Source organism: Pseudomonas sp. Irchel 3A7 (assembly GCF_900187565.1).
Classification (GTDB): domain Bacteria; phylum Pseudomonadota; class Gammaproteobacteria; order Pseudomonadales; family Pseudomonadaceae; genus Aquipseudomonas.
In genome coordinates, this window is the sequence record NZ_FYED01000001.1 from 419,179 (window position 1) to 438,871 (window position 19,693).

The 19,693-nt window shown below is 56.8% G+C and carries 18 protein-coding genes; 16 read left to right on the forward strand and 2 right to left on the reverse strand.

Going from position 1 to position 19,693, the window contains the following annotated elements:
- Nucleotides 1–21: 21 nt before the first annotated feature.
- From CKW21_RS01880 to CKW21_RS01910, 6 genes are all read left to right on the forward strand, one after another.
- Complete coding sequence (locus CKW21_RS01880; protein WP_095192324.1) at nucleotides 22–2,982, forward strand: phage tail length tape measure family protein; 2,961 nt, start codon at nucleotides 22–24, stop codon at nucleotides 2,980–2,982.
- Entirely contained in the window at nucleotides 2,979–3,278 is a 300-nt protein-coding gene (locus tag CKW21_RS01885; protein WP_095192325.1) for a hypothetical protein, read from the forward strand. Before CKW21_RS01880 ends, CKW21_RS01885 begins: the two co-directional genes overlap by 4 nt.
- 273 nt (nucleotides 3,279–3,551) lie before the next feature.
- Nucleotides 3,552–4,463 (forward strand): hypothetical protein, encoded by a 912-nt coding sequence (locus CKW21_RS01890; RefSeq protein ID WP_095192326.1) that lies wholly within the window; start codon nucleotides 3,552–3,554, stop codon nucleotides 4,461–4,463.
- 1,569 nt (nucleotides 4,464–6,032) lie between these two features.
- Nucleotides 6,033–6,515 (forward strand): hypothetical protein, encoded by a 483-nt coding sequence (locus tag CKW21_RS01900; RefSeq protein WP_095192328.1) that lies wholly within the window; start codon nucleotides 6,033–6,035, stop codon nucleotides 6,513–6,515.
- 414 nt (nucleotides 6,516–6,929) lie between these two features.
- Nucleotides 6,930–7,430, forward strand: a complete 501-nt coding sequence (locus tag CKW21_RS01905) for a Panacea domain-containing protein (RefSeq protein WP_170948606.1) — start codon at nucleotides 6,930–6,932, stop codon at nucleotides 7,428–7,430.
- Nucleotides 7,417–7,776 carry a hypothetical protein gene (locus CKW21_RS01910; RefSeq protein ID WP_095192330.1) on the forward strand — a complete coding sequence of 120 codons (360 nt, stop codon included), beginning with the start codon at nucleotides 7,417–7,419 and terminating at the stop codon, nucleotides 7,774–7,776. The genes CKW21_RS01905 and CKW21_RS01910 overlap by 14 nt, the downstream gene beginning before the upstream one ends.
- A gap of 1,039 nt (nucleotides 7,777–8,815) precedes the next feature.
- Here the strand turns inward: CKW21_RS01910 and CKW21_RS01915 are convergent.
- Nucleotides 8,816–9,265 carry a hypothetical protein gene (locus tag CKW21_RS01915; protein WP_095192331.1) on the reverse strand — a complete coding sequence of 150 codons (450 nt, stop codon included), beginning with the start codon at nucleotides 9,263–9,265 and terminating at the stop codon, nucleotides 8,816–8,818.
- Nucleotides 9,266–9,526: 261 nt separating this feature from the next.
- On the opposite strand from CKW21_RS01915, the gene CKW21_RS01920 reads away from it, so the two are divergent.
- From CKW21_RS01920 to CKW21_RS01935, 4 genes are all read left to right on the forward strand, one after another.
- Nucleotides 9,527–10,579, forward strand: a complete 1,053-nt coding sequence (locus tag CKW21_RS01920; protein ID WP_095192332.1) for a YhcG family protein — start codon at nucleotides 9,527–9,529, stop codon at nucleotides 10,577–10,579.
- Nucleotides 10,580–10,647: 68 nt separating this feature from the next.
- The gene (locus CKW21_RS01925; protein ID WP_095192333.1) at nucleotides 10,648–11,622 is read left to right on the forward strand and encodes an alpha/beta fold hydrolase; all 975 of its coding nucleotides are present in this window, start codon (nucleotides 10,648–10,650) and stop codon (nucleotides 11,620–11,622) included.
- 36 nt (nucleotides 11,623–11,658) lie between these two features.
- A complete protein-coding gene (locus CKW21_RS01930; protein ID WP_095192334.1) occupies nucleotides 11,659–12,075 on the forward strand; it encodes a hypothetical protein in 417 nt (138 codons plus the stop codon).
- A gap of 6 nt (nucleotides 12,076–12,081) precedes the next feature.
- On the forward strand, nucleotides 12,082–12,534 hold the full coding sequence (locus CKW21_RS01935) for a hypothetical protein (RefSeq protein WP_095192335.1): 453 nt from the start codon (nucleotides 12,082–12,084) through the stop codon (nucleotides 12,532–12,534).
- Between the two features lie 87 nt (nucleotides 12,535–12,621).
- Here the strand turns inward: CKW21_RS01935 and gabP are convergent, their stop codons facing one another.
- Nucleotides 12,622–14,013, reverse strand: coding sequence for a GABA permease (gene gabP, locus CKW21_RS01940; RefSeq protein WP_095192336.1), 1,392 nt, complete (start codon nucleotides 14,011–14,013; stop codon nucleotides 12,622–12,624).
- Between the two features lie 564 nt (nucleotides 14,014–14,577).
- On the opposite strand from gabP, the gene CKW21_RS01945 reads away from it, so the two are divergent.
- The 6 genes from CKW21_RS01945 to CKW21_RS01970 all read left to right on the forward strand — a co-directional run bounded on the left by CKW21_RS01945 (nucleotide 14,578) and on the right by CKW21_RS01970 (nucleotide 19,626).
- Complete coding sequence (locus CKW21_RS01945) at nucleotides 14,578–15,351, forward strand: ABC transporter ATP-binding protein (RefSeq protein ID WP_007972784.1); 774 nt, start codon at nucleotides 14,578–14,580, stop codon at nucleotides 15,349–15,351.
- 13 nt (nucleotides 15,352–15,364) lie between these two features.
- Nucleotides 15,365–16,114, forward strand: coding sequence for an ABC transporter substrate-binding protein (locus tag CKW21_RS01950; protein WP_095192337.1), 750 nt, complete (start codon nucleotides 15,365–15,367; stop codon nucleotides 16,112–16,114).
- 78 nt (nucleotides 16,115–16,192) lie between these two features.
- On the forward strand, nucleotides 16,193–16,888 hold the full coding sequence (locus CKW21_RS01955) for an ABC transporter permease (RefSeq protein WP_095192338.1): 696 nt from the start codon (nucleotides 16,193–16,195) through the stop codon (nucleotides 16,886–16,888).
- On the forward strand, nucleotides 16,885–17,574 hold the full coding sequence (locus CKW21_RS01960) for an ABC transporter permease (RefSeq protein WP_095192339.1): 690 nt from the start codon (nucleotides 16,885–16,887) through the stop codon (nucleotides 17,572–17,574). The genes CKW21_RS01955 and CKW21_RS01960 overlap by 4 nt, the downstream gene beginning before the upstream one ends.
- Nucleotides 17,555–18,784: a methyltransferase gene (locus CKW21_RS01965; protein WP_095192340.1), complete on the forward strand. Its 1,230-nt coding sequence runs from the start codon at nucleotides 17,555–17,557 to the stop codon at nucleotides 18,782–18,784. The genes CKW21_RS01960 and CKW21_RS01965 overlap by 20 nt, the downstream gene beginning before the upstream one ends.
- A gap of 314 nt (nucleotides 18,785–19,098) precedes the next feature.
- On the forward strand, nucleotides 19,099–19,626 hold the full coding sequence (locus CKW21_RS01970; RefSeq protein ID WP_095192341.1) for a serine acetyltransferase: 528 nt from the start codon (nucleotides 19,099–19,101) through the stop codon (nucleotides 19,624–19,626).
- Nucleotides 19,627–19,693 lie beyond the last annotated feature (67 nt).

Sequence of the window (19,693 nt, forward strand, 5' to 3'; positions counted from 1 at the left end):
GTTTATTGATGGAGAATTGATATGACCCAAACATCCCGGCTCGTCATTGAGCTGGACAGTCGAGACGCAGAGGCCAAGGCGGCGGACACCCGCAAGGCGCTTGAGGCGTTGGAAGACGCGGGCCTGAGCATTCAGCCGGCACTGAACAAGGCCGGCGCAGGCATGGAAAAGATGGGCAAGGGCGCTGAGAAGGCCACCAAGTCCATTGAGGATGAGACCGACGAACTGGAGAGGCTGCTGGGTCAGATTGACCCGGTGGTTCGCCGCTTGGGCGAGCTGGACAAGCAAGAGCAGGATCTGGCCAGACATCGCAAGGCCGGAAAGCTCGACACCGCCACATATGACGAATACCAGGCGAAGATCAATGCAGCCCGCAAGGGCATCACCAGCTTCGATGACTCACTGACCCGTACCGGCAACACGGCCAAGCAGACGGCAGCAGCCCTGCGCGGTGTGCCAGCCCAGTTCACCGACATCGCTACATCGCTCCAAGGTGGGCAGGCCCCATTGACCGTATTCCTTCAGCAGGGCGGCCAGCTCAAGGATATGTTCGGCGGCGCCGGCCCTGCGGCCAAGGCTCTGGGTGGCTATGTACTCGGCTTGGTAAACCCGTTCACCGTAGCTGCCGCGGCGGTCGGCACGCTTGGCCTGGCCTACTACCAAGGATCAAAAGAGGCTGATGCCTACAGCCAAGCCCTAATTCTGACTGGCAACGCAGCAGGCACCAGCTCAGGAGCCATTAGCTCGATGGCGGCAAATGTCAGTCGGTCCGTGGGGACCATCGGCGCGGCATCGGTAGTGCTGGCTCAGCTGGCCGGCTCATCGAAAATACCTGCATCGTCTTTTGAAATGATCGCGACGGCGGCGCTCAAGATGGAAGACGCCACCGGAAAGGCTGCAAGCCAAACCGTTGCGGACTTCGAGAAGCTGGCGAAAGATCCAGTGAAGTACTCGGCAGAGCTAAACGAGCAGCTTGGCTACCTGACTGCGTCCACTTACGCGCAAATTGAGGCGCTGGCGAAGCAAGGTGATCAGCAAGGCGCTGCAAACCTTGCTGAGAAGGCCTACGCCGAAGCGATTAGCTCGCGGGCAGACATCATCAAAAGCAAGCTCGGCCTTGTTGAAACCGCATGGGATGGGGTTAAGTCGGCAGCCAAAGGCGCGTGGGATGCAGCCCTGGACGTCGGTCGGGAAGACACGTTCGAGCAGAAGCTGATCAAGCTTGAGGATCGGTTGAGTCGCGTGCGCAACGCCAAGACGCCGACCATCTTCGATGATAATCCAAACCTTGGCGAGCTTGGTGCTGGCGAGAGCGGAGCGCAGTCGGCAATCACCGATTTGTATGTTCAAAAGGCCGAGGATGATCGCCGTGCTGCAGCCAAGACTGAGGCGCTGCGACTTGATAAGAAATCAATCGAGAGCCAAGGAAAGCTTAACGAGGAGCTGAAGAATTCGGCCTCGAATGCGGACAAGCTGAAAGCGCGGTACGCCGAGATCGATGAGCTAATCGCGTCTGCAAGTCGCCGCGGCCAGGCGTATACAGAATCTCAGATCAAGCAGCTGAAAGATGCAGCGGCAGAGCAGTACAAGGAGAAAAAGCCGACGCCGACCAAGGCTTACACTGCAGACGCCGGCCTCAAGAAGCTGGATGCAGCCCGTCAGACCAATGCCGTGCTACTTCAGCAGAATGCGTCGATCAATGGCCAAGGAATCTCCACCCAGAAGCTCGGCACCCAGGCGCAGGCGCTGGTTAAGTGGGAGCAGCAACTCGCCGATATCAAGGGCAAGCAAACCCTGACCGCCGACCAAAAGTCCTTGCTGGCCAGCCAGGATCTGATCACCGCCCAACTGAAGAAAAATGCTGGGCTTGAGCGTGAGGCCGAGATTCAGAGGGGTATCAAGCAGGCGAACGAGGATCAGATCAAGCTGCTGACTCTGACCGGTCAACTACGCGAAGCGAACCAACTGAATTCTGGGCTGGACGATGCCGCGCAAATGGCCGAGTACGAGCGACAAGGCAACACCGAAGCCGCCAAGCGCCTGGAAACGCTGATCAAGATCCGCGACATCAACCTCAACGCAACGCAGAAGCCAGGAACCATTGAAGGTGTATCGCAGGCGCCAGTAGTAACTGGGGTTGATGCTTCCGTAGGTGGCGCCTACAGCGAGATAGAACGACTCAACGAAGAATCGGCCAAGGTCGATGCCTGGCGCACCATGGAGCTGCAAAAACAGCAAGCCTACCTCGATCTCAAAGCGATCAACGAGGAAACCTATGCTGAGCGTGTCAACAACATCAACCAGCAGAGCCAGGGCAATCAAGCGAAGATTGAGCGCGCCAAAAACTCAGCAATCCTTTCTTCGAGCGCTGATTTCTTCGGAAACATGGCCAGCCTGAGCCAGCTAGGCAACAAAAAACTGGCGGCGGTAGGTAAGGCTGCGGCAATTGCGCAAGCAACCATTCAGGGCTATGTCGCTGTTCAAAATGCCTTGGCGGTTCAACCCTACCCGGTGGGCATGGCACTCGCAGTGTCTGCCGGCGTGGTAGCTGCCGCAAACGTTGCTTCGATCGCGGGAGTTGGTTTCTCCGGCGGCGGCTATACGGGCGACGGCGGCAAGCTCGAGCCCAAGGGCGTGGTGCACGGCGGAGAATTCGTTGTGCGCAAGGATGTGGTAAGCCAGCCAGGCGCCCGGGAATTCCTCGAGCGCATGAACTCGAATACCAAGGGTTATGCGAACGGGGGTTACGTCGGTTCGACCTCTGCAAACTCCACGGCAGCGTCACAGAGCGCTTCTTCTGCGGCGCCATTGGCTCTCCCGCCGATCGTCAACCAGATCTACGTGAACGGAAATCCTGATCAGGATCAGCTGGCCAGAATGGAAGAGTCAGTAAATAGAGCGTCAAACAAAGCCTATGAAAGAATGCTTAACGACCTGAAACGCAACGGACCGGCAATGCAACTGATAAGGAGAAACCGATGAAAATTTCTGATTTGGATGTTCGCGAACTGGTGGACGTAATTAGCGCTGCTATCGCGCCAGTGTTGTTCGAGGGAGCCGGCCAAAAAGTAGCGCCTCACATGTGGCGTGAACGGATAAAGCTACATGCCGAGGTCATGGGACGGATTACAGCAGTCCTGCAGTGTGGAGATGAAGTCGGGCCTGAAATTCACGAATACATAGAGCTTTGCACTCAACACATGCATACCGGCTACGAGCCATGCGCTTCTGAGATTCTCGGGCCAGGCGGCTCACTGAGCAAAATTCACAAGCTCTAGGCGGGTCTATCCGCGCCACGATTTGCGAATCGCGAAAACGTGGCGCGATTGAGACAAACCATAAGATCTCACTAAGACCATATAGTCTGTTTCGCCGGTTACTGTCCGTTCGGGGTAACCACCAAAGTAACCTCTCCCGCCTGGTGTCTAGCCATCAAACGGATTCCTGTTACAGAGACATCCTATGCTGGCCACAGGGGACGGGCATGATAGGCCCGGTGCGCCGGTCTTCGTGCTGGTGATAGAGTTGGCGCACCTCAATGGAGTGCCATCATGCGCGCAGCAGTACGGGCCCTGGCCCTTGCCACTATTCTGCCCCCAACCATTTCCCATGCCGACTGGTCGTATCGCACAAGCACGGATGAGATGCGGGGCGAGACCATGACCTCGGCGGTGATCGAGTCGACCACCGCTATTGACCAGCAAGCGCCGTACAGCAAACCGGCAAAACTGGTCATTACCGCTGTCCGGTCGGATAAGGGCTCGGGCTTTATGTTCCAGCTATCCGAAGGGCAGTTCTCTTGCGTGCCCAAGTTGTGCGATGTGAGCATGAAATTCGACGGGGGCGAGGTGCTAGATGTGAAGGCGATGAGCGCAGCTGACACCAACAGCATCCTCCATGTCCAGAATCCCAATCTGTTCGTTGCTACTGCCCGGCTGGCCAAGAGCCTTATCGTAGAAGTTCCGGTGTACCGGTACGGAAAGGCACAGTTCAAGTTCGACGTGTCGGGCCTGGAATGGGAGGGCCTGACACCGTCGAAGGATGGGCTCTATGCTGGCGTGGGAGGACAAACTTGGGCCGCGCCTTATGACCCGGCCACAGGGCTTGTTGATAACGGCTTCGGCGAAGGTGAAGACCGCTGCTACATTGACTCAAAGCCAACGACCGTAGCCTTTGGAGCCAAGCCAACGAAAATCACGCACTGTTATTACCAAGGACGCCATTACCTTTCGATGGTTGATTTCGAGTTCGCCAAAATGAAACAGGTCGTAGGTGTTGTATCAAAGCAGATAGGAAAGCCTGATCTCGAAATACAAGAATATGTCAGCTGGTCCGACACGGAAGAAAAGCACCTCCTTTCAGCTGCCATTTTAGCCAGCAAAAAGAGCAAAGTTGCAACACTACAGGTCACCTATGTGCCTGCTGACAACCTTGTTCCACCCCGAAAGCCTGTGGCTAAATAATCCCAACAGTAACGGTGCGGGGCCCTAGTAACCACTTCCGGTAACCACCCCGCAGCACCCCCTCTCCCGGCCCAACCTTGACAATTGTTAACAGGTTGCCGGGTTGAAACATTTGTCAACATCACCCCAGGCCACCCACTCGATCCGAGGTTAGGTTTTGTTAGGTTCTGGTGTGCGTTCGATGACAGGTTTTGTCAGGTTTTCGCGCCGACAGAATGCTAAGTTTTACTAAGTCGCTGGCGCTGAGCAGATCGGCCGTCGGAAGCTCTGATGGACCTCCGCTAGCAACACCTCAAGCTCTGCAGTCATTGGCTGAGACCCCGGCAGCACAAGCCCATTTAGCTTCATTGGATATCGTAAGTTGAACGGTTTGTCGTGAAGTGCGCTGAGGCACTCAACCCACTGTGGCAGTACTGAAGCGCAGGTAAGCCCGCCTTGATCACACCTGAGCCAAAGTTCTTTTAGATTGTGACGAAGCGAAGGCTTCATCAATTCTTTTTCTGGTGTCCCGCACTTCGACAGGTGCGCTTTAAGCAGGCACTCCAAAGTTTGCCCGGCAAGAAATCCGAGGGCAACGCACACGTCCGGTTCAGCCACTGCTAGTAGTCGCACACCGCGCATAAGCCCATTAGCAGCAGCGAAGTAGGCGTCGGACGACGTAACTGGCGCGATCGACACCGGATCAAGCGTATTGTTGAATCTGCCAGTTATGGGATTCATGCTGCCTCCACATGGCTCTTGGATAGCCGGGGCAAAACGCCAAACCAGCGTCGAAGCCCGGAATGCTTTATCAGTATAGGTTGCATGTTATGCATACAGAGCAGCTCAATACTGGCCATTTTCTGCCTGAGGCGAGCAGGCGGGTTTCGACTGAAAAGCGGCGGGTATCCATTCTGTAATCCACGCTTTGAGGCTCATCCGGCGCCGAAACCCTGGATGGTGACCAAGCGAGTGACCACCATCAGTGACCACTTTCCGCTGGTCACAAAACCATCAAACTCCCATTTGTGAAATCAACCCCATGAATGACCCGCGTCAAGTACCTGTTTGCCGATTTTCACGCAGACTTTTCACGCACTCGGAGCGCGTGAAGCCGTACAAGAGACAACCATTGGCCGGCATCGGTACGCGGACTGGTACGCACCGTGAGTACGCACTCACTAGGCGACCCAGCAAGTTCGCTTCGAGGTTCGCACCCTCTTACGCGAGGCTGGTGCGAACCCGGTCAGTGGATATCATGCTGGTTACGGAAAGCTAATCTTGACCAGGCTTGACGGATTTCGAGTCGACCATGGGGCAGAGCCAAGCTGAAAGCCATGATCTATAGGGCTACACCACCCCATGAATGAGGCCCAAAGCGCCCCTAATGACCCTGTTGTGGAAACACCCCATGAATGGCCTACGATTACAACGCGGTACCCCTCACGAATTGCCCGAACACAAAATGCCCACTTCACTAAGTAGTGGGTTGAGCATGACCTTCTACAGGGATGAGGCGCGGGTGCTGGACACTTCAATGGTCCAATATTCCCACAAGATTTGGGCCTTCTAGAAAGAGAGCCACAACGCATGAGCAAACCCGACGACGAAAGCAAGCCACCAAAGCGCTTGAGCTTTGTGATTCCCCACCGTGCCTACTGGGATTACAAGCTTGAGGCGGTACGCCTTGATATGTCCATGACGGATTATTTTCTTTCAGTGTGGGCGGCGGCTGGCATTGGTGACAAGTGCCTGTGTGACTGGACGTACTCGGTGACGGACAACAACGGAGAAAAGCTGGTTCTGTTGGTGGATCTGATGACCGGGCGTCTTAACCTGACCGCTGACATCACGTACGTTTTCCGTGACCTATGCGACAAGATGAACGTAGATGACCAGACCTTTATTGTCTTCCGAAAAACTGACGGGCGTTATGCCCAAATAGAGTTCGGTGAGAAAGGCTTTGTCCAGTATATGGATCTGGGCGATGTTTCGTTTGAGGAAATCACCCGCATGTTTTTTCATAGGGCCGAGCTCTCCGCTCATCCGATGGCGCAATCTGATCCATCGTAATTTTCAAGGAGTCGCCATCAGGGGGGCGGAGCCTTAGAAAACGAATCAAAGAGGGTTACTAGTCGCATGGCTGCCTTCCACTATAGATGACGGTATTGGCGTGGTTACCACTGGCAATCTGGCCAGCATCGAAACAAAACTAAGGCCTCGGCACCACAGGCTTGCCGCCCCATTAGTAAAATCCCTCCATCGAAAGGATCAAAACGGGCACCTTTTTTGTAAGCTTTCTCTTACATCAAGAATGGCCAATATCGCATGACAGCATTCGAACCGAAACCCATTCTATGGCGTACACTGGATGGGCAACCACTATGCCGAACGTGGTTGCCCGTTGACAGAGTTCTTGAACTGTTCATAATTCGGCCCCATTTTAATAGCACCCTTACACCGCACCCAGCCAAAGGAGGAGTGGTCATGCTGAATAGCGAAGCCGTCGCCAACTACTTCATCCAGAAGTCGTTTGATACGGGTATCCCCCTTACGCCGATGAAGCTTATCAAGCTGGTTTACATCGCGCATGGCTGGCATCGTGGTTACTTCTCTCAAAATTTGATCAACGATGCTGTACAAGCTTGGCGCTATGGACCAGTGATCCCTGACCTGTATCAGAAGATCAAGAAGTACGGCAAAGGCAACATTTACGCTCCGATTGAATGCTATGGAGTTGCTGGAGACCCCCATAACACTCCTCCTAATCAACAGACTCTGCCGCTGTTGGATCGAGTGTGGGATTCGTATGCAAATTACGACGGGCTGGCGCTCTCGGCGATGACCCATCAGCCTGGCACACCTTGGGAAAAAACATGGAACGCCTCGGGCGGCGATCAGTACCACGGAGCCATCATTCCTAACGAATGGATTGATCAGCACTACAAACACAAAATAGCGATCGCCAGCCAGAATGCTGCCGGATGATCCGTTTGCCGCCATCGGATCGGCGGCCCCCCTTGAGCCCACCTCCGAATCTCTCAAGTTAGCCGAGAAAGAAAAGAAGACACTCGAAGATCCTAAAGAGAAAGTCCAGAAGGAAGTTCATTCTTTAGCGATCTTCGCTCTTCGTTTCGGAGCCATTCTCTTCGCATCATTGATTGTCATACGGTTCTGGCATCTTGCCGGACCGCACTCGATGTTTGGCTACTGTGTACGGTGGCTAACTGACCCTGAGATCCAGTCCATGGATAAGATGCTGTTCAGCAGCGCGTTCGGTGGCCTAGTGCTTGGGTATCTCAAAGAGCTGATGGCTCCGATCAAAAAAGACTAACCGTCACTCTGTCCCGAACGAGCAGCATGCACCCGCTCTGAGTGCTGAATTCAACACGCCGTGTAGATCCCACTACGCTGGGCGCCGACTATTACTTTGACCACGCTTTGACGAAGTGTGAGACAGGCACGAGACGGAACTGACGCCCGGCTGGCGTCTGGGGCCTCTCCCGTGCGGGAGGCCGTCAAACAAGCGGGCTTGGTCGTCTCATACCCCTGACAGGCCCCGGACGGTTTCTGGACAGGCACTGGACGGATTCGCGGCGCCAGCAGGTGGCCAATCGAGCTGAAGAGCGTGAGGGCAGCGGCTTGCCGTTCGGTATCGCCGAGCATCGAGAATACGCCCGTTCAGAATGGCGCCCAGCCTTGACCCGCCCTTGACCATCCTTGACGGAATATTTGACAGAGCTTGACGGATTGCCAGGCAACCATACTCCAGCAACGGCCTGTAAGCCTTGATCTGTAAGGGCTGGCGCTGATTCCCACGCAAGGAAGTGGGAGCGGGTCGTCAAATACCCGTCAAGGAAGATTCGCCAGCGATGGAGGGCATGGCAGACGACCTTGTGATAAGACGTGGTGTAACAGCCGATGTAACAGCAAATGCCATAGTGTGGCGCTGACACCATTCCTCATTTTTGGAGAGTCGGTAGTCCGATCTGTCTCACCGAGGCCAAAGCGTCTCACTCGGTAATGACCGAGTCAAAACCACGAATTGGCAATGGTGGAAGTCCCGCAACGTGTCAATGGAGTCACACTGGGCGAGAGGGAAAAACGACCGAATGAGGGGCAACAAACGAAAAAGTGAGTAGATTTGTGAGTAGAAAAACAATCAAAAACAGAGAAAGCCTTTAAATACAATACATGCAGCCAACGGTTCGATTCCGTCTCTGGCACCAAATACCGAAAACCCTGAATCGAAAGATTCAGGGTTTTTTTATGCCTGCAGTTTGCTGTTCGCCGAATCCGGTCCTGCCTGTAGCGCAGACAAAACCCGCCATCACTTGAACAGTGATCGCGGGCTTTGTCGTTTCAGGGAATGGTTACTCAGCATCATTCCAGTGGAACACAAGATTGCGGGCACTGCCGCTACCCACATCCGCTGTGTCACGCCGCTCTACCCCATTACGCGTCGCGACCACGGTGTACTTGCCGGGAGGCAACTGGGCATAAACCAGTGGTCCGGCCTCGCTGAGCGCCAGCACCGTTTGCCCAGGTGCTTTCTGAATGACCAGATTCACATCGGGCACGTATTTGTTCTCCGGCCCGATAGAGAAGGTCATGTGCAGGTTGTAGCCCGTGGTTTGCTGGATAGCTCTCGACTCATCCTCACCGATACCTCCGGACAAGTAGGCAATCCCGTTCTGTTCCTGCCGTTGAACCTGCACGCCCGTGCTGTCGATCGGTTCAAGACTGGCAGCTAGCGAGATGGCGGGAAACATCAAAACGCCGACCGTGGCGAGGGGGAACATCAGTGAATGTAAACGCTTCATGATGACGACTCCCGGGCTCCACAGAACCCAATCGTTACTTAATTGGGATTTCGGGCCGAGCAGTCGGGTTTTAGATCGATTTGTACTTGGATCAACTACGAAACGTACTACGTGATTTGTTCTTGATGCCTTATCCGCTGTCAGGCTGGTCCTGCCGGCAAGTCCGGTATTTCCTTCCAGTTTTCAGGCCGCGCCCTGCATCTTTGACCAGCACTGTCTTGCCATCCTCTTCTGCCTGATCAACCAGCCGCGGAAGACTCAATGAGCGCCCTCAGACCCCATGACAAACAAGACCCACAAATCGCCTCACTGCTTGGCAATCTTGGTGAATTGATCCGCCAGGCACGCCAGAAAGTGCTGCGCGCGGTCGATTGCATTCAAGTGCAAACCTGCTGGCAGATCGGCCGGCACATTGTTGAGTTCGAACAGCAAGGGGCTAGACGGGCGGGTTATGGCAAACGCTTGCTGGCTAAATTGGCCGAAGTACTTACTGCCGATTTTGGAAAGGGTTTTGATGAGCGCAATTTGCGATACATGCGGGATTTTTATCAGACCTTTCCAATTTGGAACGCAGTGCGCCCCGAATTGAGCTGGACCCACTATCGCAGGCTGAGAGTCGACAACGACAGCGCTCGTCTTTGGTACATGAATGAGTCAGCTTCACAAAACTGGTCAAGCCGAGCGCTGGAGCGCCAGATCAACACCCTTTACTACGAACGCCTGCTGACGAGTCGCGATCGCTTCGCTGTCGAGCAGGAGGCTGTCACCAACATCCAGCAAATGAAGGCCAACCCTCGGGAGTTCATTCGCGATCCGGTGGTGCTGGAATTTCTCGGCCTGCCCAGTGCAGGCAGGCTTCAAGAAAGCGAAATCGAACAGGCGCTGATAGAGCAACTGCAAGGTTTCCTGCTCGAACTGGGCAAAGGCTTTGCCTTCATCGCGCGCCAGCAACGCATCAGTACCGACAGCAAAGACTTCTACATCGACCTTGTGTTCTACAATTATTTGCTCAACTGCTTCGTCATCTTCGATATCAAACGCGGCGAACTGACTCATCAGGATGTGGGCCAGATGGACATGTATGTGCGTATGTACGACGACTTGAAACGCGGACCGGAAGATGGCCCCACCGTCGGTATCATTCTCTGCGCGCAAAAGGATGAGTCCGTGGTGCGCTACTCGGTGCTGGAAGGTAACGAGCAACTGTTCGCCAGCAAATACCAACTGGTACTGCCCACTGAGGAAGAACTTCGTGCGGAGCTGGACAGAGAGCGCTCCATGCTGGAAGAGCGACTCAATCAGACGCCGTGCTAGTACCCATGGATTGTTCATCCACAGCGCAAAGACTATCGTTACCAGCTCCCCGCAAAGGTCTGAAGCCGATGAGTTTGCAGGAAATGTCATCACTGGCCCCTACCCAAATCGAGCTGCAACTGGCATCTGACGTATTGGGCGAACCCTTCAGGCAATCCGCCGCCGACGGCTTCATCCTCGGTGGTTTCACCTGGCGGCATGCCAATGCGAACCTCAATCGCCCAGTGGTAATCATCAACGCCGCCACCTCGGTCCGCTGCCGACACTACTCGCGCTTCGCCGACTACCTGTTCGCCAACGACTTCGATGTAATCACCTACGATTACCGCGGCATCGGCGAATCACGTCCGGCATCGCTTAAAGGGCTTCAGGCCTCATGGACAGATTGGGGCGCGCTGGACTTCGAGGCGATGCTGAAGCGTGCGCAGCGCGACTTCCCGGGCCAGCCCATTGATGTCGTCGGCCATAGCTTTGGCGGCTGCGCAGCGGGACTGGGAGCCTCCGGACAAGTCATCCGGCGCCTGGTGACAGTCGGCGCGCAGTTCGCCTACTGGCGCGATTACGCGCCGGCCCATCGCTGGCGGATGTTCGCCAAATGGCATGTGGTGATGCCGATAGTGACGATGATTTACGGTTACTTTCCCGGCAAGCGCCTCGGCTGGCTCGAAGACACACCTGCGGGCGTGGTTCGTGACTGGAGTACGCCCACTGCACACTATGAAACACGCCCCAGCGGCCGCGTAGCCCACGCAACCAACGGTCACCTGCCCTTCTCCACCATCAGCGCAAAAACCCTGGCAATCAGCATCAGCGACGATCCCTACGGCACCATCCCGGCCATCGAACGCCTGCTCGGCTACTTCACAAGCAGCACCAACACCCACCTGCGCATTGCTCCCGAAGACATCGGCGAAGCAGAAGTCGGACATTTCGCCTTTTTTCGTAGCGCATACCAAGCCACACTATGGCCCATTGCATTGTCCTGGCTGCAAAACGGCGAACTGGCCCCCGACACACCCGGGCGGACAGTGTCACGCAGCTGAAACACTGCCCTCTCAACGAATTACGGAACGACGCCCATGGCCTCCGCCAACAAGCAGCAAAAACGCGCCTCCCGCGCCAAGGCCAAGGCCAAGCAGAACCGCACCCAACGCGCCGCCGCGCCGGTCGAACTGGACCCGAACGACGATCGCATCGATTTCGAATCGGTGGACCTGACCGAACTGTTCAAGAAAATGATCGACGCGCAAAAAGTCAGCCAGCAAGCCATGTGCATCGCCTTCCTGGAAGACCCGCTGCTGGAGCTGGTGTACGAGCAGGAGGGCGAAGAAGGCGCGATGGACTTCATCCTCGCGGCGCTGATCGAATACCGTCAATGGTCCGCCGAAACCGACGAAGCCGGCGCCCTGGCGTGGATCGAATCCCCAGCCTTCCAGGCTGACTACGTGGCAGCGTCCGACGCTATCGCAGCCCAAACCCAACAGAAACCGAACTGAGTTCCCATGGCATCCCTGAACAAGCAACAGAAACGCGCCAAACGCGCCAAGCTCAAAGCCAGGCAAATCAATATCCACGGCAGAAAACCTGCCGCGCTGGACGATGACCTGGGTGAAATCGGCGAGCCGATCCCGGAATACACCCTGGCGATGTTCAGCAAAATGCGCGATGCGGAAGCCATCGGCCGTAGCGAAATGCTCGCCGTGCTGCTGACGAACCTCGCCTTTATCATCATTGATCATCCAGAACTGCTGGACATGGAAAACGCCGACGACGAAGGCATGGCCGCCACCCACCTGGCCGCCGACATGCTGATCGACTACCGCATGTGGACTGACGGCATGGACCGCGACGCCGCCCAGGCATGGCTGACCGACCCGCAGTTCATTGCTGACTTCGGCGACGCACTGGACGTCTACCGGCAGTCGGTGGATGCGCCCGAAGAAAAAGCCGAGTAAGGTTTTCGACTCAAACAAAAACGGCCGCTTGTCATCACTGACAGCGGCCGTTTTTTTATTTCAACAATCTCGATTGAGCCAGAAGACTCAGCGCGCGATTGCCGCTACGCCGCGCTCGATGCGACGACGGCGGGCAACCAGCAAGCCGGCAGCCACCACCAGAGCGCTGAGCAGGCCGGTTGCAAGGATTTCCACGCGATGGGCGTCCTGGAACAGCATGATGGTCAGGGCCGCGACGATGAATACGATCACCGCGTAGGTCAGGCCCGGGAACAGCCACATACTGAAGACGATTTTCTCGCCGCGAGCCATGCGCTGTTTGCGCATGCGCAGTTGCGAGATCGCAATCACCAGGTAAACCAGCAGCGCGATCGCGCCGGAGCTGGCCAGCAGGAATTCGAACACCGCCGCCGGGGCTACGTAGTTGGCGAAGGTTGCCAGGAACGCTGCACCAGTGGACAGCATGACCGCCCAGTATGGAGTGCCGCTTTTGTTGGTGCGCGTGGACACGGCCGGTGCATCACCGCGCTTGCCCAGGGAGAACAACATGCGCGACGACGTGTAGAGCGCCGAGTTCAGGCAGCTGGTCACGGCGACCAGTACCACGATGTCGACGATCATCTTGGCATTCGGGATGCCCATGCGCTCAAGCACGGTCTGGTAGGAACCAAGACTGGCCAGAACCGGATCGTTCCATGGCACCAGAGCCACGACGATGAAGATCGATACGAGGTAGAACAAACCGATCCGCCAGATCACCGAGTTGGTGGCCTTGGAGATTTGCTTGCCAGGGTTCTTCGATTCCGCGGCCGCGATGGTCACGATCTCGGTGCCCATGAAGGAGAACATGGTGGTCAGGATGGCACCCAGCACCGCGCCCATGCCGTTTGGCAGGAAGCCTTGGGTGTCGAACAGGTGCGAAACGCCGCTGACTTGGCTGGTCGGCAGGAAGCCGAAGATCGCCAGCACGCCAAGGACGATGAAACCAATGATCGCCACCACCTTGAGCAGGGCGAACCAGAACTCGAACTCACCGTAGTTTTTCACGCTGAACAGGTTGGTTACGGTCAGCAGCATGGTGATGACCAGGGCAAAGGCCCAGATGTCCACGCCAGGGAACCAGGCGTGCAGGATAGTTGCGGCGGCGTTGGCCTCCAGCGGGATGACGAGCACCCAGAACCACCAGTACAACCAGCCAATGGTGAAGCCGGCCCAGTGACCGATCGCGCGATCGGCGTAGGTGGAGAAGGAGCCGGTGTCTGGCGAGGCAACCGCCATTTCACCCAGCATGCGCATCACCAACACCACCAGCATACCGGCGGCAGCATAGGCCAACAGCACGGCCGGGCCTGCTGCAGCGATGGCGTGGCCCGAGCCAACGAACAGGCCGGCGCCGATAACCCCGGCGATCGACAGCATGGTCACATGACGCGGTTTAAGCCCCTGTTCGAGGCCGTTAGAGCTTTGGGTACTGCTCATTAAAACTACCTTTGTAAGGAAAAGCGAATGCATGCATCCCGTTTGAATTTCCCTTCTGTAAAAAGAAACCAACGGGGCGTTCCGGAATCTGCACGCAATAATTGCGCCAAAATGTTTCAAAACCCTCTACCCCGGCGATCTCGCCCTGACCGGACAGTCATCGCAACTCATTGATAATACTGGCACTTTGCCAAAGCGTTACCCTGCGACTCACTTGATGAACGAAACAGCGCACCGGAAACACACCCCACAACTCCTCAACGCACAATAAAAGTGCGGATCGGCAACCTTTGGCCTGTTAGCGCTTCCAACCCCCCGCCAAAGCTGGCAACATCGCGCCCTTTTTTACGCGACAGCCACCGCGCTTTTACCTGCAAGCAGGGTTCAAACGGCTGTTCGGTTGTTGATGGGGCGACAGTCTGCTGCGCCGATGCGACAACCTGTCACATGCCACCCGCTTACTGCCCGTAGCGCTGTTGGCTGCCTTTGAAACGCTATGCTAGCTTGGCCGCCTCGCCAGGAAGGCCACCAACAGCAGGAGCGAATACACAATGAGGAACGCACATGGCTGAGGCCACGCCCGCGCTTGAAATCCGCAACTTGCACAAACGCTACGGCTCGCTGGAGGTGCTTAAAGGCATCTCGCTGACCGCCCGCGACGGCGACGTGATCTCGATCCTGGGTTCTTCCGGCTCCGGCAAGTCCACGTTCCTGCGTTGCATCAACCTGCTGGAAAACCCGCACCAGGGCCAGATCCTGGTGGCCGGCGAAGAACTCAAGCTCAAGGCCGCGAAGAACGGCGAACTGGTCGCTGCCGATGGCAAGCAGATCAACCGCCTGCGCAGCGAAATTGGTTTTGTGTTTCAAAACTTTAATCTTTGGCCGCACATGAGCGTGCTCGACAACATCATCGAAGCCCCGCGCCGCGTGCTCGGCCAGAGCAAGGCCGAAGCCATCGAAGTCGCCGAAGCCTTGCTGGCCAAGGTCGGTATCGCCGACAAGCGCCACGCCTACCCGGCGCAACTGTCCGGCGGGCAGCAACAACGCGCAGCCATCGCCCGCACCCTGGCCATGCAGCCCAAGGTCATCCTGTTCGATGAGCCGACCTCCGCGCTTGACCCGGAAATGGTCCAGGAAGTACTTAATGTCATCCGCGCACTGGCCGAAGAAGGCCGCACCATGCTGTTGGTTACCCATGAAATGGGCTTTGCCCGTCAGGTCTCCAGCGAAGTGGTGTTCCTCCACCAGGGCCTGGTAGAAGAGCAAGGATCGCCACAGCAGGTGTTTGAAAACCCGCTTTCGGCGCGCTGCAAACAATTCATGTCCAGCAACCGCTAACGGAGCTACCCGCATGCAGAACTACAAAAAGGTCTTCCTGGCTGCCGCCGTCACCTTGGCCTTCAGCGCCGGTGCCATGGCCGAGAACCTGAAGATGGGTATCGAAGCGGCCTACCCGCCGTTCAACAACAAAGATGCCAGCGGCAACGTCGTCGGCTTCGACAAGGAAATCGGTGACGCCCTGTGCGCCAAGATGAAAGTCGAATGCACCGTGGTCACTTCCGACTGGGACGGCATCATCCCGGCCCTGAACGCCAAGAAATTCGATTTCCTGATCTCGTCGATGTCGATCACCGACGAGCGCAAGCAAGCGGTGGACTTCACCGAACCGTACTACTCCAACAAGCTGCAGTTCATCGCCCCGAAAAACGTCGATTTCAAGACCGACAAGGCTTCGCTGAAAGGCAAGATTATCGGCGCCCAACGAGCGACCCTGGCCGGCACTTGGCTGGAAGACAACATTGGCGATGACATCACCATCAAACTCTACGACACCCAGGAAAACGCCTACCTCGACCTGACTTCCGGTCGTCTGGACGGCATCCTGGCCGACAAATACGTCAACTACGAGTGGCTGAAAAGCGACGCCGGCAAGTCCTACGAATTCAAGGGCGACCCGGTGGAAGAAAGCGACAAGATCGGTATCGCTGTACGTAAAAACGACCCGATCCGCGACAAGCTGAACACCGCGCTGAAAGAAATCGTCGCTGACGGCACCTACAAGAAGATCAACGACAAGTACTTCCCGTTCAGCATCTATTGATACTGACCTGCCGGACCGGCGTCGCTTTGTGATGACGCCGGTCCCCGGCCTTGCCTGCCGCGATTTGAAAAGAAATCCATGATTATCGACCTCTACGGATTCGGCCCGGCGCTCGCCGCTGGCGCGCTGATGACTGTGAAACTGGCACTCTCGGCCCTGTGCCTGGGGCTGGTACTCGGTCTGCTCGGCGCCTTGGCCAAGACTTCCCCGTACAAGCCGTTGCAATGGCTTGGCGGTACTTACTCGACCCTGGTTCGCGGCATCCCGGAATTGCTCTGGGTACTGCTGATCTACTTCGGCACGGTCAACCTGATGCGTGCCCTGGGCGAGTTCTTCGGCAACCCCGATCTGGAACTGAACGCCTTCGCCGCCGGTGTGATTGCGCTGGGCATGTGCTTTGGCGCCTACGCCACGGAAGTATTTCGCGGCGCGATCCTCGCCATTCCCAAAGGCCATCGTGAGGCCGGCGTGGCCCTGGGCCTGTCGAAATGGCGGATCTTCACCAAGCTGATCATGCCGCAGATGTGGCGCATCGCCCTGCCCGGCCTGGGCAACCTGTTCATGATCCTGATGAAAGACACCGCGCTGGTATCGGTGATCGGCCTGGAAGAAATCATGCGTCATGCACAAATCGGCGTGACCGTGTCCAAACAACCGTTCACCTTCTATATGGTGGCCGCCTTCATGTACCTGGGTCTGACGATTCTGGCCATGACCGGCATGCACTTCCTGGAAAAACGCGCCGCTCGCGGCTTCGCGAGGAGCACCCAATGAACTGGGAAGTCATCATCAAGTGGCTGCCGAAACTGGCCCAGGGTGCAACCCTGACCCTGGAACTGGTGGCCATCGCCGTGATCGCCGGCTTGCTGCTGGCGATTCCACTGGGCATCGCCCGCTCGTCGCGCCTGTGGTGGGTACGGGCATTTCCCTACGGCTACATTTTCTTTTTCCGTGGTACACCGCTGCTGGTTCAGCTGTTCCTGGTCTACTACGGGCTGGCGCAGTTCGACGTCATCCGCAACAGCTCGATGTGGCCTTACCTGCGCGATCCGTTCTGGTGCGCCACGGCGACCATGACCCTGCACACCGCCGCCTACATCGCCGAAATCCTGCGCGGCGCCATTCAGGCGATTCCACCGGGCGAGATCGAAGCGGCACGCGCGCTGGGCATGTCCAAGCCCAAGGCGCTGTTCTACATCATCCTGCCCCGGGCGGCGCGTATCGGTCTGCCGGCCTACAGCAACGAAGTGATCCTGATGCTCAAGGCCAGCGCCCTGGCCAGCACCGTGACACTGCTGGAGCTGACCGGCATGGCCCGCACCATCATTGCCCGGACCTACCTGCCGGTAGAAATCTTCTTCGCCGCCGGCATGTTCTACCTGCTGATGGCTTATGTGCTGGTGCGCGGCTTCAAGCTGCTGGAGCGCTGGCTGCGCGTCGATGCCTGCCAAGGGCGTTGATCCCCGCGTGTTGACGGGCGAGGCCCTGCTCGCCCGCTTCACGGCGCTGGATGCTTTTCTGACAACGCATCAGGCGCTGTGGAAACCACGGCCGTTCACGCACCTGCAACTTCCCTGGGAAACTTCCTACCCTGAGTTGGCCGCCTGGCTACGCGGACGGTCGCTGGACGATGCGGAAAACGCACACAACCAACCCGCCCTTTTGGATGCACCGGAGCCTTTTGCGACCTTGGCGGCGAAGTCTCTTGCGCTGAGTACCGTGGATGAATTGCCCGCCCATGCGCTGGAAGCGGCGGGCCATCGATTGAACGTCGACGTACCCGGGCGCAAGTGGCAGCAGATCGAAGCCTTCGCCAGTCGATTGAACTTCGCCGATACGCCCAAGCATTGGCTGGACTGGTGTTCGGGCAAAGGGCACTTGGGAAGACGCTTGCTGCAAACCGGCCAGCAGCTGACTTGCCTGGAATATGACCCGGCACTGGTTGCCAGCGGCCAGGCCCTGAGTCAGCGCCATCAGCTGCATGCGCTGCATGTCGAGCAGGATGTGTTCGCGGTCGATGTAGCCGCGTTATTGAACGCCGAACACAGCCCCGTCGCGCTGCACGCCTGCGGCGATCTCCACGTGAGGTTGATTCAGCTCGCCAGCGCGGCAGGCTGCAAACAACTCGCCATTGCTCCTTGCTGTTACAACCGGATCAGTCTTCCCCGGTACTCGCCACTTTCCTCGGCCGCCATGGCCTCCGACCTACAGCTGTCTCTCGATGATCTCGCGTTACCGATGAGTGAAACCGTCACCGCCGGTGCACGCGTCCGACGCCAACGCGACACCTCCATGGCCCGACGCCTGGCCTTCGACCTGCTGCAAAGGCAACTACGCGGCGTTGACGAATACCTGCCAACGCCATCCCTGCCCAGCGCCTGGCTGGACAAGCCCTTCGCCGATTACTGCCAGCATTTGGCCCAACTCAAAGAGTTATCCACAATCGGCCCGCAGGATTGGCCGGCTCTAGAAGGCGCTGGTTGGCAGCGCTTGGCTGAAGTGCGCAATCTGGAGCTGCTGCGCGGACTTTTCCGACGCCCACTGGAGCTTTGGCTGGTACTCGATCGCGCACTTTTCCTGATCGAGCAGGGTTACGAGGTTCGTCTGGGCACCTTCTGTGAAACCAAGCTCACACCGCGTAACTTCCTGATGTTGGCAGAACGCGCCTGACGCCCCAGCCTGTGGATAACTCTGTTGATGAAATATCGTGGATCCAATATTTTACAGCTGTTTCAGGGGTGAAACGTCACTGTTCAGTTTTCGTACACTTGGATAAAAAACCAGAAAAACAGTGATTTGCGAGCAGTTGAGAACGGATCCACAAATTCGTCATATACCCCGTGCATTGCGAATCCTGTTGTGCATAAGCATTTGAGCAAAAGACATATCTGTTGAAATCCGGGCAGAAAGTGAGCATAGGAATCGTGATAGCCAGCAGCTACTATCAATGACCTCACAACACGATCAATCAACAGGGCCAAGTTTTGAATCTGGACACCTTGCTAGAACATTGGCGGTCGGAAGTCTCGAACAAGAAAAAACGCGGAAGCCGCACGGGGCTCATCAGCAACATCCTCAAGCGGACTCGCAAGAACAACGCCCTGCGCTACTTGTTCATGTTTCGACTGGCCCAGTATTTCTATTCCGGAAACGGTTTTGCGCGCTGGTACGCCAAGCGTCTTGAGAGAAATCTCAACCTCAAGTACGGCGTCGACATCAGCATCGACGCCCAAATTGGCCCAGGATTTCGCATTGGCCACCTGCCGGGCGTAGTGATCACCGGCGAAGTCAAAATCGGCCGCAACTTCTTCATCCGGCAAAACACCACGATTGGCATCAAGACCCTGGGGCTGGACAGCTATAACCTGGTCATCGGCGACAATGTCAGCGTGGGCGCCAACAGTTGCATCATCGCGGACACCCTGACAATCGGCGACAACGTCACCATCGGTGCCATGTCGTTCGTCAACAAAGACATCCCGTCGGGCGCCACCTTTTACAACGCTCGATGAGGCTCAGCACGCGCCAGAAATCTTCCACAATGGCCTGCGCAAAAATAGTCAGAATTCAGGGGTTTAC

What these genes read in the sequence shown, in the direction of transcription:
- CKW21_RS01880 (WP_095192324.1), top strand. Translation starts at nt 22, where the DNA reads ATGACCCAAACATCCCGGCTCGTCATTGAGCTGGACAGTCGAGACGCA.
- CKW21_RS01885 (WP_095192325.1), top strand. Translation starts at nt 2,979, where the DNA reads ATGAAAATTTCTGATTTGGATGTTCGCGAACTGGTGGACGTAATTAGC.
- CKW21_RS01890 (WP_095192326.1), top strand. Translation starts at nt 3,552, where the DNA reads ATGCGCGCAGCAGTACGGGCCCTGGCCCTTGCCACTATTCTGCCCCCA.
- CKW21_RS01900 (WP_095192328.1), top strand. Translation starts at nt 6,033, where the DNA reads ATGAGCAAACCCGACGACGAAAGCAAGCCACCAAAGCGCTTGAGCTTT.
- CKW21_RS01905 (WP_170948606.1), top strand. Translation starts at nt 6,930, where the DNA reads ATGCTGAATAGCGAAGCCGTCGCCAACTACTTCATCCAGAAGTCGTTT.
- CKW21_RS01910 (WP_095192330.1), top strand. Translation starts at nt 7,417, where the DNA reads ATGCTGCCGGATGATCCGTTTGCCGCCATCGGATCGGCGGCCCCCCTT.
- CKW21_RS01915 (WP_095192331.1), bottom strand. Translation starts at nt 9,265, where the DNA reads ATGAAGCGTTTACATTCACTGATGTTCCCCCTCGCCACGGTCGGCGTT.
- CKW21_RS01920 (WP_095192332.1), top strand. Translation starts at nt 9,527, where the DNA reads ATGAGCGCCCTCAGACCCCATGACAAACAAGACCCACAAATCGCCTCA.
- CKW21_RS01925 (WP_095192333.1), top strand. Translation starts at nt 10,648, where the DNA reads ATGAGTTTGCAGGAAATGTCATCACTGGCCCCTACCCAAATCGAGCTG.
- CKW21_RS01930 (WP_095192334.1), top strand. Translation starts at nt 11,659, where the DNA reads ATGGCCTCCGCCAACAAGCAGCAAAAACGCGCCTCCCGCGCCAAGGCC.
- CKW21_RS01935 (WP_095192335.1), top strand. Translation starts at nt 12,082, where the DNA reads ATGGCATCCCTGAACAAGCAACAGAAACGCGCCAAACGCGCCAAGCTC.
- gabP (WP_095192336.1), bottom strand. Translation starts at nt 14,013, where the DNA reads ATGAGCAGTACCCAAAGCTCTAACGGCCTCGAACAGGGGCTTAAACCG.
- CKW21_RS01945 (WP_007972784.1), top strand. Translation starts at nt 14,578, where the DNA reads ATGGCTGAGGCCACGCCCGCGCTTGAAATCCGCAACTTGCACAAACGC.
- CKW21_RS01950 (WP_095192337.1), top strand. Translation starts at nt 15,365, where the DNA reads ATGCAGAACTACAAAAAGGTCTTCCTGGCTGCCGCCGTCACCTTGGCC.
- CKW21_RS01955 (WP_095192338.1), top strand. Translation starts at nt 16,193, where the DNA reads ATGATTATCGACCTCTACGGATTCGGCCCGGCGCTCGCCGCTGGCGCG.
- CKW21_RS01960 (WP_095192339.1), top strand. Translation starts at nt 16,885, where the DNA reads ATGAACTGGGAAGTCATCATCAAGTGGCTGCCGAAACTGGCCCAGGGT.
- CKW21_RS01965 (WP_095192340.1), top strand. Translation starts at nt 17,555, where the DNA reads ATGCCTGCCAAGGGCGTTGATCCCCGCGTGTTGACGGGCGAGGCCCTG.